This is a genomic window from Olsenella porci (genome assembly GCF_009695875.1).
GTDB classification, from domain to species: Bacteria; Actinomycetota; Coriobacteriia; order Coriobacteriales; family Atopobiaceae; genus Olsenella_H; species Olsenella_H porci.
Genome location: NZ_VUNC01000001.1, coordinates 33,252 through 46,014, shown reverse-complemented (window position 1 = coordinate 46,014; position 12,763 = coordinate 33,252). Strand labels below are relative to the sequence as shown.

The window sequence follows — 12,763 nt, the reverse complement described above, 5'->3', positions numbered from 1 at the left end:
GAGAACGCCACGACTTGATGTATGTGGGTAGCCGGGCGTGCTGCGGTGGCCGAGGGGGGAGGACCTCTCAGCTGCCGCTTTTTGTTGGACACATTGCCAAAACCTGTCGGCGAATGGTATTGAAGAGAAATCGAAGTGATATCAGAATTCCCTCAACGAGAATGGCATCCCCAACCGGGGGACGCGTTCCCTGCGAGCGAAAGGAACCCTGATGACCACCGAGAAGAAGGCACACGCCGCAAGTGGCTGGCTCATGCTGTGCGTGACGGTGCTGGCGTACATCTGGTCCGTCTACGTGTTTGTGACCGCAGCCATGGGGGTTGACTCATACGACGAGATGGGCCTGGATGCCCCCGGGTCCCTCGTTGCGATGATGGTGACGAGCATCGTCATCTTCATCGCGGCAACCTTCCTGAGCAAGGGCTTCTTTAGCCTTCAGCCCGGTCAGGCGCGAATCTGCGTACTCTTTGGCAAGTACGTGGGAACCGTCCGTGACGATGGACTCCGCTGGGCGAACCCGCTCTATGCGCGGAGCCTTGGCAGGAGCTCGGATGCCCTGGACGACGGCTCGAGCGTCGGCGCGCGTTCCCTGGGCGGGCGCAAGCACGGCTCGATCATCTCGACGCGTGCGCGCACGCTCAACGGTGACCGCCTGAAGGTGAACGACAAGATGGGTAACCCCATCGAGATCGCGACCGTGGTTGTGTGGCACGTCGAAGACACGGCCAAGGCGGTCTTCGACGTGGACGACTACGAGAGCTTCGTCTCGATGCAGACCGAGACCGCGCTCAGGCATGTCGCGAGCGTCTACGCCTATGACCACATGGAGGATGACGAGGCGGACTCCTCCTCCATCACCCTGCGCTCCAACATCGAGGAGGTGGGCGAGACTCTCAAGGCGGAGCTTGACCGCAGGCTCGCTCCGGCGGGCGTGACGGTGGATGACGCCCGTCTCACCCACCTTGCCTATGCACCGGAGATTGCGCAGGCCATGCTGCGCCGCCAGCAGGCGGAGGCGGTGATCGCCGCACGCAAGAAGATCGTGGAGGGCGCTGTCTCGATGGTGGACATGGCGCTGACCCAGCTGTCCGACGATGGCGTGGTGGAGTTTGACGAGGACCGAAAGGCAGTCATGGCGTCAAACCTGATGGTCGTGCTGTGTGGCGAGTCCGACGCCCAGCCCGTCCTCAACGCCGGCTCGCTCTATCAGTAGGCTGCAGGAAGGCACGTCGAGTCCGTCGGGGGAGTCGCTCATGTCGGCACGAAAGCAGTATCCGCTTCGCATTGACCCAGAGGTCTGGGCCGCTGTCGAACGCTGGGCGGCGGACGATATGAGGAGTGCCAACGCGCAGGTCGAGTGGATCTTGCGGGACGCTCTGAGGCGCGCGGGTCGCCTTCCGGGGAGGGGCGGGGCCGACGAGGACCGCAAGCGCGTACGAAACGACGAGTAGGGCCGGACGACACGACGGGTGTGCAAAGGCGACCGGGGGAGAGATGCCTCCGGTCGCCTTTTGCTTACAGAGTCAGAAAATCTAACATACATAGACTTAGATAATGTATACGAACCAGTTGATGCGGGAACAATAACCTGCGATAAGCAGCGATCCCGCAGGCTCTGCCTTGCAGGGACGGAGAGGTGATGTGTGTATGAGATTTGACAAGTGGGCAGTGACGGCCCAGGAGGCCCTGCAGTCCGCGCTCTCCATAGCGGCGGACCACTCGGCTGGGCAGGTCCAGCCGATACACCTCCTCAAGGCCCTCCTCTCCTCGGGCGAGAGGAACATCAGCGCGATCATCGAGCGCGTGGGCGCGGATCCGGCGCAGCTCGAGGCGCAGGTGGACGATGCCATGGCGCGCGAGCCACAGGTGTCGGGCGACGCCTCGCAGATGGGGCTCTCCAACGAGCTCGTGAAGGTGGGCGACGCCGCCGAGAAGCTTGCCGGCAAGATGGGCGACTCGTACGTGACGAGCGAGCACCTGCTGTGCGCCCTCGCCGACGACAAGACGTCCGCTGGCAGCGCGCTCAAGAGCATGGGCGTCACGTCCAATCGCGTGCAGGAGGCGTTCAACGATCTTCGCGGTGACGACAGGGTGACCTCGCAGGACGCCAAGACCGAATTCGAGGCGCTGGAGCACTATGGGCGCAACGTGACCAACATGGCGCGCCAGGGCAAGCTCGATCCCGTCATCGGCCGTGTGGAGGAGATTCGCCGCACCATCCAGGTGCTCTCGCGCCGTACCAAGAACAACCCCGTTCTCATCGGCGAGCCCGGCGTTGGCAAGACGGCAATCGTCGAGGGCCTTGCGGAGCGCATCGTCGCCGGCGACGTGCCCTCGACCATTCGCGATAAGGAGATCATCGAGCTCGACATGAGCGCGCTGGTCGCCGGCGCAAAGTACCGTGGCGAGTTTGAGGATCGCCTCAAGAGCGTCCTCAAGGAGGTGGAGAAGTCCAACGGCAGGATCATCCTGTTCATAGACGAGCTCCACACCATCGTGGGCGCCGGTGCGACCGAGGGTTCCATGGACGCCGGCAACATCCTCAAGCCCGCCCTCGCACGTGGCGAGCTCCATGCCATCGGCGCCACCACGCTGGATGAGTACCGCAAGTACATCGAGAAGGACCAGGCACTCGCCCGCAGGTTCCAGACGGTCATGGTGAGCGAGCCCTCCGTGGAGGAGACCATCAGCATCCTCCGCGGCCTGAAGGAGAAGTACGAGCAGCACCACCGTGTGCGCATCACGGATGCCGCGCTCGTCTCCGCCGCCGACCTCAGCAACCGTTACATCAGCGACCGCTTCCTGCCGGACAAGGCCATCGACCTGGTGGACGAGGCCGCGTCTCGCCTGCGCATGGAGCTCGACTCTATGCCCGCCGACATCGATGCGGTTGACCGCCAGCTCACCCAGATGCAGATCGAGGAGCAAGCCCTCATGAAGGAGGAGGACGCCGCGAGCCGCGAGCGTCTTGAGGCCCTTCGCAAGGAGATAGCCACCACGCGCGAGAAGCTCGACGGCATGAAGGCCAACTGGCAGAACGAGAAGGGCGCCATCGACCACGTCCAGGACCTCAAGGCGAAGATCGAGGAGGCCAAGACCGAGATGGAGCGCGTCACGCGCGCCGGCGACCTCGCACGTGCCTCCGAGCTCCGCTACTCGACCATCCCCAGCCTGCAGAAGGAGTACGACGAGGCCGAGAAGGCCCTGAGTCAGAAGCAGGAGGCGGGCGGCATCCTGAAGGAGGAGGTCACCAGCGAGGAGATCGCCGAGGTCGTGAGCGCCTGGACCGGCGTGCCCGTGTCCAAGATGATGCAGGGCGAGATGGACAAGCTCAAGAACCTGGAGTCGGAGCTCCACAAGCGCGTCGTGGGGCAGGACGAGGCCGTGAAGGCCGTCGCCGCCGCGGTTCGCCGCAGCCGCGCCGGGCTGTCCGACCCCAACCGTCCCATCGGTAGCTTCTTCTTCCTCGGCCCCACCGGCGTAGGCAAGACGGAGCTTGCCAAGGCGCTTGCCGAGTGCCTGTTCGATGACGAGCGCGCGCTCGTGCGCATCGACATGTCCGAGTACATGGAGAAGTTCAGCGTCCAGCGCCTCATCGGCGCGCCCCCGGGATACGTGGGCTACGACGAGGGCGGTCAGCTCACCGAGGCGGTCCGCAGGCGTCCGTACAGCGTCATCCTGCTAGACGAGATGGAGAAGGCGCACCCCGACGTCTTCAACGTCCTGCTCCAGGTGCTGGACGACGGCAGGCTCACCGACGGCCAGGGTCGCGTGGTCAGCTTCAAGAACACGATCATCATCATGACGAGCAACGTGGGCAGCCAGTTCATTGCGGGTGCCAACGCCTCAACCGATCCCGACGTGGTCCAGAAGCAGGTCAACGATGCCCTGAGGCAGACCTTCAAGCCCGAGTTCCTTAACCGCATCGACGATGTCGTGGTCTTCCACGCGCTTGGTCTCGATGACATCGAGAAGATCGTCGACATCCAGCTGCGCGACGTCCGCGAGCGCCTCGACCGCGAGAGGATCAAGCTCGAGCTGAGCGGCGGCGCCATCCAGTCGCTCGCGCTCGACGGGCTCGACCCGGTCTACGGCGCGCGTCCCCTCAAGCGTCTCATCCAGCGCCAGGTGGTGGACAACGTGGCCACGCTCATCATCGACGGCAAGCTCCACGAGGGTGACACCGTTCGCATTGATGTGGGCCCGGACGACAACCTGGTCGCCACGCGCGACGAGGAGGCCAGCCGGAGGAGCCAGGAGGAGGCTCGCGCCGCGGTCGAGCGCGAGGCGTCCGGCACGGACGAGGGTCCCGTGGAGCCCGACACCATCGAGTAGATGACGAGGCCTTCCGAGCGAAGAGGATTACGGCGGCGGCCGTGGGCAGATCAAGTGCCCGCGGCCGCCGCTCTCGTGTCAGCGTGCCTTGTCGCGCCACCGCGAAGTGGGAAAATCCCGTTAACAGAAACCCACCTGCCAAGACGGGAGGCATGCGAGATGAGCGATCCCATGGAGGACGTCCCGATGCCCGTCGACACGGACGACGACGAGAGGCACGGCCGCGGCCGCACCGTCTTGGCGGTCACCTTGGTGATTGCGCTTCTCGTTGGCGGCGGCGCGTTCGTCTCGTATGGGCTTGAGCTCTGGGGCGGCCGCACGGTCCCCAAGGTCGCCGGCAAGTCGCAGGCGGTCGCAACCGAGGTGCTCCAGGAGAAGGGCTTCTCGGTCAAGGTCAAGGAGGTCGCCGTGGACGACGGCGTGGGAAAGGCCGTCTCCACCAATCCCGCCGCAGGCAGCAGGGTCGACGCCGGCAGCACGGTCACGTTGAGCATGGGGAAGGCGCGGACCATCCCCAAGGTGGTGGGCAAGACCCTCGACGAGGCCCGCAGCGCCCTCGAGGACGAGGGGGCGGGCGAGGTCGCGCTCCAGTACCAGTCTTCTGACGGTGACAGCGGCGTCGTGCTGTCCGTCTCGCCTGCCGAGGGGAGCACCTTCACCTCGCGCGACAAGGTTACTCTCACGGTGTCGCAGCCAGTCACCGTTCCCTACGTGGTCGGCAAGAGCGAGGAGGATGCCACCAAGCTCCTGGAGGACGCCGGTCTCACCGCAAGCGTCACCTATGTGGACTCCGACGAGGAGGGCGGCGCGGTAGTCTCGTCCACCCCCGCCCAGGGGACCAGGCTCGACGGCACCAAGGTCACGCTCTCGGTGTCCAGAAAGGGTCCCTCCGACTACCATCATCTGGCCGACTACCTGGGGTACTCATCCAAGACGCTCGACGCCTACCTCGCCGGCAAGGGCTTTGCCCTCAAGTACTCGCACACCAACTCGGACGGCATGGCCCAGGCCCTCTACTCGGGTGGCGACAAGGGAACCATCACCTTCAGCTCCATCCCCTGGTCGCACTCCTTCGAGACCAGCAACAACTCGAGCGACAACGTGATGGCCAAGGGAGCCGACTACGAGGGCGTGCGCTTTGACGTGCCAAGCTCCGAGTGGCCTAGCTCGGTTAGTGACCTGTCAAAGGACTCCATCCAGGGAATCATGACGCTCTGTGGTCTCACAGGCATGAGGGGGAGCTGCAACAACTCCACGATCAAGCTCCCCTCTGGGACCAAGGACACGTCGACTGCGTTCGTGTGCGCGTACGGCGAGATGGACGACCTCGTGTGGACCGTACTCATCGCGAACGAGGGGGGCAACACGCGCGTCTCGGTGACCTGTGCTCCCAAGTCGCTGTACGCAAACTACGACCTCTCGCCCTTTGATGGAAGCTACTGTGACATGGCGGCCTACATCGACGTGTACAAGTGAGGATGCGCCGGGAACGCGCAGGGCGAAAGGGGAGGGGCAGTGGACGCTGACGAGGAGCCTATGGAGGACGACGACCTGCTCGATGACGAGGAGGGTGACGCTGGGAATCGCGAGAGCAAAGGCGACGTGAGCCTAGGTGCCAACGCCGGCAAGGGCACTCGCCCAAAGGGGCCGAGAAGCGAGTTCCTGCGCGCGCCAAACGAGGACGACGACGGGTACGACCCGTACTCCGACCGCCCGGCAAGGCGCGAGCCGCTCTTCGAGCGCGATCCCTGGGACTAGCGCTTGCCTGGTCGCTAGCCTGCGGCTCCCATCAGGCGCCAGATGATGACGGCGACGATGACGAGAAGGGCCACGACCACGATGAGGGAGAGGATCGACCTGCGGCGTCGCGCGCGCTCGCGCGAGGCGAAGATGGACCTGCGCCCCTTGGGGATCTCGAGGTAGCGTCCGTACTGCCCCCTCTGGATGCGGTCCATGCTCCCGCGGCCGCGGCGGTACTTGGCACCGCCGGAGAAGGCACCGCCGCCAACCGTGATGTTGGAGTTGTGGGTGTACCCGTCGGGGTAGCTCACGTCCTGCTCCAGGTCGTTGATGGCGGCCTGCGTGCGATGCGGGGCGCGCTGGCGAACGTAGCGCTGGCGATACTCCGGGGTCGGCGTGCGCTGCGGCTGGGCCTGCTGTGGCCTCGGTGCGCCCTGCCCCTGGGCGGGCGCCTGTGGCTCCACGGGAGCCTGGGCACGGTCGCCCGTCGTCTGCTCGTCTTGCTGGAGCCAGGAGGGGACGTCGGTGCGGGCATCAGCCGAGGGCTCCGCGGGAGCCGGGTTGCCTTGGGTGGGAGCCAGGTCCTCCTCGAGCGGCGTCGCCGACAGGGGGTCGGGAACCCTCGCCGCATCAACGGGATGCTCCCTGCGGGGACGGGACCCCGTTGCATGCCTGCCAGTGTTCAAGTTGTCGTTCATGAGGGTGCCTCCGCGGGAGCGGCATTTTTCAAGCAGATAACGGGCACCATGATAGAACACGGGGGCTGGGCTAGCGACCGTTCCAACGCCACATCCGCGCATCTGCCATGTCTCTCACAGTTACCCAAATCGTCCTGGTTCCTCTCAACATCTAACAAATATGGCTTAGATTTGCTTAGTCGCAAATACTGAGAAAATCTTGTCGTGAGGAATAAAGTCCTACTGTATGGGAACAAGTACGAGTGAACACAGGGACGCACGGTAACGGGGCGTCCACAGGGCATCATCAGGGAGTGATGAACATGACGAGCATGATTCCTTATAGCAGCTATGACAGGGCACTTCGCAGGGCCTTCCCGTGGGACGCGTTCGACGACTTCTTTGGCGGCCCGCTCGTCTCGGCTGCGGAGGGCAACGTCTTCAAGATGGATGTCGAGGATGCTGGTGACAGGTACGTGGTCTCTGCCGAGCTCCCCAACGTCAAGCGTGATCAGATTGACGTCGAACTCAACGAGGGTCGCCTCTCGATCTCGGTGGACAAGAAGGAGTCCGACGAGGAGAAGGGCAAGAACTACCTGCACAAGGAGAGCGGCGAGTGGCAGGCAACCCGTGGCGTTTATCTTAAGGACGCCTCCACGCAGGGGCTGACCGCAAAGCTGGAGAACGGCGTGCTTACGGTCAACGTGCCCAAGATCCAGGAGAAGGACAGCGTCACCAAGGTCGCCATCGACTAGCGCTGGCAGACTGCAAGCACGTAGGGGCGGGGAAGGCGCGACGAGCGTCTCCCCCGCCCCTTTTTGCGTGGGTTGGGTTGGGCGAGAGAGAAGACGCCCTACCAGATGACGACGGGGCGGTCCTGGTGGGCGCAGCACAGGCTTATGGCGCCGTCCTCCGTCCTTGCCTCGGGACCGTCCTCGCCGTCCAGCAGGCTGGCGCCCAGCGCCCCCGCCAGGGTCCTCATGCAGACGGAGGGGCGGTTGTTCTTCTCGCTCAGATGGAGGGCAACGACGGTCTCGGTGTCGTCCCCTACCAGCAGGGACAGCGCGTCGGCGCACTGCTCGTTGGAAAGGTGCCCGGCCTCGCCGCCGACCCTCCTCCGCAGGAAGGCGGGGTACGGGCCATTGCGGAGCATCTCGACGTCGTGGTTGGACTCGATCCCCAGGATGCGAACGTCGCGCAGCGCGCCGAGTGCCTCCGCAGTGAGGAAGCCCGTATCCGTGCACCAGCCGATGGCGTCGAGGGTTGCGCCTCCGTCGTCGCGCACCTCGACCCTCATTCCAAAGGGGTCCGCAACGTCGTGGCTGGTTGGGAAGAGGGTCACGTGCATGCCGCCCACATCGACCTCGTCGTCGTGCGAGACGAGCGTGAAGGGGACGTCGAGAAGTGCCTTACCGCCGCCCGCCGTCCCCGCGGTGGCGTAGAACGGGCACTCCGTGTGGGAGGCGAGCACGGGGATGCCGCGCACGTGGTCGCCGTGCTCGTGGGTCACGAAGACCGCCTGCACCCGATCCAGGTTGGCACCTGCGTCCGCCGCGCGTCGTCCGAGCTCCTTCCGCGAGATTCCGCAGTCGATCAGAATCGCCCCGTCCGGCCCGTCGATCACGGCGGCGTTGCCTGCCGACCCGCTTGCTAGCACGTAGAGATGCATGAGTGGAGTCATGGTCCCCTCCTCGGGCGTTGGCCCGGCATAGACGTACACTCTTTCCAGCCGTCCGCCAGGGCGGCGGCAACGCAGTAGGGTACACGAAGGGGGCGTGGCAAAGGTGACGAGCGTGATGCGCAGGTATGCGACCCCCGGCGGCCCGTTTGAGCGGCCGTCCTCCCGCCGCGACGATGCCATGCGCGCCCCCGTGGTCCTGATGGTCTCGGGTGGTGCTGACTCCACGGCGCTCCTCGTGCTTGCCGCGACGTCCGAGCTTGACATAGACGATGGACGCGGCGTCGCCCGCATCGCCCGCGAGCGACTCCATGTGCTGCACGTGAACCACCAGCTGAGGGGGCTGGACGCCCAGGAGGACGAGGAGTTCGTGCGCGAGCTCTCCGAGCGCTTTGGCATCCCGTGCGACGTGGTGAGCGTGGACGTGCGTGCGCTGGCGGGCCAGGCGGATGGAAACGTCGAGAACACAGGTCGCGAGGTGCGGTATAGGGCGGCCAACCGGTTGGCTAACAAGCTCTCGGAGGAGTTTGGCACGCCCCGCTCCGCCGCACGCATCCTCACGGCGCACACGGCGAACGACCGCGCCGAGACCTTCTTCATGAACGCCATCAGGGGCAGCGGGCCATCGGGCCTCTCGTCCATACCCCGTCGTCGCAACCGCATTGTGAGACCCCTCCTCGACCGCACGCACGAGGAGCTATGCGACCTCCTGCGCATGCGGGGGATCGTGTGGCGCGAGGACGACACCAACCGGGACACGCGCTACCTGCGCTCCTACGTGCGCCATGAGGTCATGCCCGTGGTGGAGAGACGCAACCCGCGCGTCGTGTCGAGTCTCACGGCAACCTGCGACATCCTGGGCGACGAGGATTCATACATGACCCAGGCGGCAACGCGGACGTTTCGCGACCTAGTGCGGCGTTCCTCCGACGGCATGGTTGCGCTCGACGCGGCGCGGCTTGGTGCCTGCGACGTGGCGATTGCCCGTCGCGTCGTGCGCATGGCCATCCTGGGGATCTGCCCGGGCGCGCGCATCGAGGCCCGCCATGTGGCGCAGGTGCTCTCGCTCGTCGCGAGGGGCAGCGGCTCGGCGAGCATACCCATGGGCTGCGATGCCCGGGTTGAGTACGGCCTCCTGTTCCTCCGCACTGCCGCCCCCGCAGGGTCGGTCAGCCCCGCGTGGCTCGAGGTCCCCGGCCGCCTGGAGCTGGGGGACGGTCGTGCCGTCGTGGCGCGTCTCGCCCAGGTTCCCGCCGGCTCCAAGGCACCGGAGGTGGCCCGTGCCCACTCCCGCGAGTGGGGCAAGGCCTCGGTGATGCTCGATGCCGCCTCCTGCGCCGTGGACCCGGTCCACGGCGGGCGCCTGTGGGTCGACGCCCCCGCCCCCGGCGACGTCCTGTGCCCTCTCGGGATGCACGGGCAGTCCAAGAAGCTCTCGGACCTCCTCAACGAGGCACGCATTCCCGCGGCGGAGAGGGGCGCGGTCCCCGTGCTCCGCACCTCTCCCACCGGCAGGGTGGTGTGGGTTGCGGGCGTCCGCCCGGACGAGGGGGCGCGCTGCACCCCGGACACCCGCACGGTCGTGGAGCTCACGCTGCTGGAGCGGCAGGACCCACGCCCGTAGCCGCAGGTGAACACTGCTGGTGAAGGTTGTTGCCCCTGGGGGTTTGCGCACTTGGGCCGTAGTACCATGGCATAGCATGTCGCCCCGAGCTCGCGTCCAGAGGCAGCCGCGGGGCGCGCGACGGCAACGCAGAGGAGAAGGGGCAAGGCTCATGGCTCAGGAGATCAACGAGGACATTTCCGAGGTCATTCTGTCCGAGGACGACATCAAGGGGATCGTCTCGCGGCTTGGCGCAGAGATCTCGAGGGACTACGCCGGCAAGAACCCGCTCATCGTGGCGGTCCTGCGCGGCGCGTTCGTCTTTACGGCGGACCTCCTGCGCGCCATCACGGTGCCCTGCGAGGTGGACTTCATGGCCGTGTCGAGCTACGGCGATGGGGTCAAGAGCTCGGGCGTGGTGCGCATCCTCAAGGACCTCAGCACCAAGATCGAGGGGCGCGACATCATCATCGCGGAGGACATCCTGGACTCCGGCCTCACGCTGAGCTATCTGGTCGACATGCTGCGCGGCCGCGGTCCCCGCTCCGTCAAGGTGTGCGCCTTCTCGCTCAAGGACATCCCCAACCACACGCCGGCGATTAAGCCGGACTACCTGGGGACCCACGTGCCGGACGAGTTCATCGTGGGCTACGGCCTGGACTACGCCGAGCACTATCGCAACCTGCCCTACGTGGGCATTCTCAAGCCCGAGGTCTATTCGAGGTAGCGACCTCGCATGGGCCCGTCACGCAAGGAGCCTATTCGTGCCAGACAACAATGAACCAAATCGCAACGACCTTCTGGGGAGCCCCAAGGGCGATCCCGGAAGGAGACGCCAGGCGGCCATCGTCGCGCTCATCCTGGTCGCCCTCATCGCCTACGGAGTCTACTCCGCCGCACAGGGCGTCATGGGGTCCGAGAGCACCAAGACCCTTGCCACCAGCGACTTTGTTGCTGCGGTCAAGTCGGACGAGGTGAGCGAGGTCACCTACAAGACCTCCGACGGCAGTCTGCACGGCAAGATGTCGTCCGACGGCTCGTCCACGAGCTTCGTCAGCTACTACGTTGGGTCGGACAGCCTTCAGGAGCTCATGGCAAGCCATCCCAAGGTCAAGTTCAACGTGGACACCTCGTCGCCCGACGTGTGGGAGAACGTGCTCATCTCCGTCGTCCCCACCGCCATCGTGGTCATTGCGATGCTCTACTTTATGGGACAGATGCAGAGCCAGAATGGCCGCGCCATGAACTTTGGCAGGGCCAACAAGGCGCGCACCACCGAGCAGACCCGCCCCAAGGTCAAGTTTGACGACGTCGCCGGCGTGGACGAGGCGGTCGAGGAGCTCAAAGAGATACGCGACTTCCTGCGCGAGCCCGAACGCTACCACAAGATGGGCGCCAAGATTCCCCGCGGCGTCCTGCTAGTCGGCCCTCCGGGCACCGGTAAGACCCTCATGGCCAAGGCGGTTGCCGGCGAGGCGGGCGTCCCGTTCTTCTCAATATCGGGATCCGACTTCGTGGAGATGTTCGTGGGCGTTGGCGCGAGCCGCGTGCGTGACCTGTTCAAGCAGGCCAAGGAGGCAGCCCCTTCCATCATCTTCATCGACGAGATCGATGCGGTTGGCCGCCAGCGCGGCGCGGGCCTGGGTGGCGGCCACGACGAGAGGGAACAGACGCTCAACCAGCTGCTCGTCGAGATGGACGGGTTTGACGACAACAGCTCCGTCATCCTCATCGCCGCGACCAACCGCCCCGACATCCTGGACCCTGCACTCCTGCGTCCCGGCCGCTTTGACCGTCAGATTACCGTCGACGCCCCCGACGTGAAGGGCCGCGAGAAGATCCTTAAGGTCCACGCCGCCAACAAGCCCCTGGAGCCCAACATCGAGTTTGGCTCGCTCGCCAAACTCACCCCCGGCTTCACCGGTGCCGACCTGGCCAACCTCATGAACGAGTCGGCGCTGCTCGCCGCCCGCAGGCACAAGGACACCATCGGCATGGACGAGATCGAGGAGTCCATGGAGCGCGTCATCGCCGGCCCCGAGAAGAAGGGCCGCGTCATGAGCGAGAAGGAGCGCCGCGTCATCGCCTTTCACGAGAGCGGCCACGCCCTTGTCGGTCACGTGCTGGAGAACAGTGACCCGGTGCACAAGATCAGCATCATCAGCCGCGGTCGTGCGCTGGGGTACACCCTGCAGCTCCCCGAGGAGGACCACTTCCTGGAGACGCGCGACTCCATGCTCGACCAGATAGCCGTGCTGCTGGGCGGCCGCACCGCCGAGGAGCTGTTCTGCGAGGACATCACCACCGGCGCGAGCAACGACCTGGAGCGTGCGACCAAGATGGCGCACGAGATGGTCACCCGCTACGGCATGAGTGACGAACTGGGCACGCAGGTGTTTGGCGACCAGGATCACCAGCCCTTCCTGGGGCGCGACTACACCACGCACCAGAACTACTCGGGTGAGACCGCTAAGAGGATCGACGACGAGGTCGAGCGCATCATGCGCGAGGCGCACGCGCGTGCTCGCCAGGTGCTGGGCGACCGCGCGAGGCAGATGTCGACCATGGCGAAGGTACTTCTCGCCCGCGAGACGGTCGAGGGGGAGGTCGTGGACGCCCTGCTCGACGACAAGTGGGACGAGTACGTCCAGAGCCACCCCGAGGCGGCGGTGGAGGGAGCGTAGCCGCGTTCCTCTCGCCCGGAGCTTGGGTGATGATGGTAGCTTCCGC

At 65.5% G+C, this 12,763-nt stretch carries 11 protein-coding genes; 9 read left to right on the top strand and 2 right to left on the bottom strand.

Going from position 1 to position 12,763, the window contains the following annotated elements; translation table 11 throughout:
• The first annotated feature begins 211 nt into the window (after window positions 1-211).
• From FYJ68_RS00225 to FYJ68_RS00205, 5 genes are all read left to right on the top strand, one after another.
• The gene (locus FYJ68_RS00225) at window positions 212-1,213 is read left to right on the top strand and encodes an SPFH domain-containing protein (protein WP_154433327.1); all 1,002 of its coding nucleotides are present in this window, start codon (window positions 212-214) and stop codon (window positions 1,211-1,213) included.
• Between the two features lie 40 nt (window positions 1,214-1,253).
• The gene (locus tag FYJ68_RS00220) at window positions 1,254-1,451 is read left to right on the top strand and encodes a hypothetical protein (RefSeq protein ID WP_154433326.1); all 198 of its coding nucleotides are present in this window, start codon (window positions 1,254-1,256) and stop codon (window positions 1,449-1,451) included.
• Between the two features lie 196 nt (window positions 1,452-1,647).
• The gene (clpB, locus tag FYJ68_RS00215) at window positions 1,648-4,335 is read left to right on the top strand and encodes an ATP-dependent chaperone ClpB (protein WP_154433325.1); all 2,688 of its coding nucleotides are present in this window, start codon (window positions 1,648-1,650) and stop codon (window positions 4,333-4,335) included.
• A 159-nt stretch (window positions 4,336-4,494) separates the two neighbouring features.
• Window positions 4,495-5,811, top strand: coding sequence for a PASTA domain-containing protein (locus FYJ68_RS00210; protein WP_195837659.1), 1,317 nt, complete (start codon window positions 4,495-4,497; stop codon window positions 5,809-5,811).
• Window positions 5,812-5,850: 39 nt separating this feature from the next.
• Window positions 5,851-6,093, top strand: coding sequence for a hypothetical protein (locus tag FYJ68_RS00205; protein WP_154433323.1), 243 nt, complete (start codon window positions 5,851-5,853; stop codon window positions 6,091-6,093).
• 14 nt (window positions 6,094-6,107) lie between these two features.
• Here FYJ68_RS00205 and FYJ68_RS00200 read toward each other — a convergent pair whose 3' ends face one another.
• Complete coding sequence (locus tag FYJ68_RS00200; RefSeq protein ID WP_154433322.1) at window positions 6,108-6,773, bottom strand: hypothetical protein; 666 nt, start codon at window positions 6,771-6,773, stop codon at window positions 6,108-6,110.
• Window positions 6,774-7,075: 302 nt separating this feature from the next.
• Here FYJ68_RS00200 and FYJ68_RS00195 point away from each other — a divergent pair, with 302 nt between their 5' ends.
• Window positions 7,076-7,507, top strand: coding sequence for an Hsp20/alpha crystallin family protein (locus tag FYJ68_RS00195; RefSeq protein ID WP_154433321.1), 432 nt, complete (start codon window positions 7,076-7,078; stop codon window positions 7,505-7,507).
• Between the two features lie 98 nt (window positions 7,508-7,605).
• Here the strand turns inward: FYJ68_RS00195 and FYJ68_RS00190 are convergent, their stop codons facing one another.
• Entirely contained in the window at window positions 7,606-8,433 is an 828-nt protein-coding gene (locus FYJ68_RS00190; protein WP_154433320.1) for an MBL fold metallo-hydrolase, read from the bottom strand.
• A 94-nt stretch (window positions 8,434-8,527) separates the two neighbouring features.
• Between FYJ68_RS00190 and tilS the strand changes: the two genes are divergently transcribed.
• The 3 genes from tilS (at window position 8,528) to ftsH (ending at window position 12,717) form a co-directional block, all read left to right on the top strand.
• Window positions 8,528-10,054, top strand: a complete 1,527-nt coding sequence (tilS, locus tag FYJ68_RS00185; RefSeq protein ID WP_326832133.1) for a tRNA lysidine(34) synthetase TilS — start codon at window positions 8,528-8,530, stop codon at window positions 10,052-10,054.
• A 151-nt stretch (window positions 10,055-10,205) separates the two neighbouring features.
• On the top strand, window positions 10,206-10,760 hold the full coding sequence (gene hpt, locus FYJ68_RS00180) for a hypoxanthine phosphoribosyltransferase (RefSeq protein ID WP_154433319.1): 555 nt from the start codon (window positions 10,206-10,208) through the stop codon (window positions 10,758-10,760).
• 37 nt (window positions 10,761-10,797) lie between these two features.
• The gene (ftsH, locus tag FYJ68_RS00175; protein WP_326832132.1) at window positions 10,798-12,717 is read left to right on the top strand and encodes an ATP-dependent zinc metalloprotease FtsH; all 1,920 of its coding nucleotides are present in this window, start codon (window positions 10,798-10,800) and stop codon (window positions 12,715-12,717) included.
• Window positions 12,718-12,763: the final 46 nt, after the last annotated feature.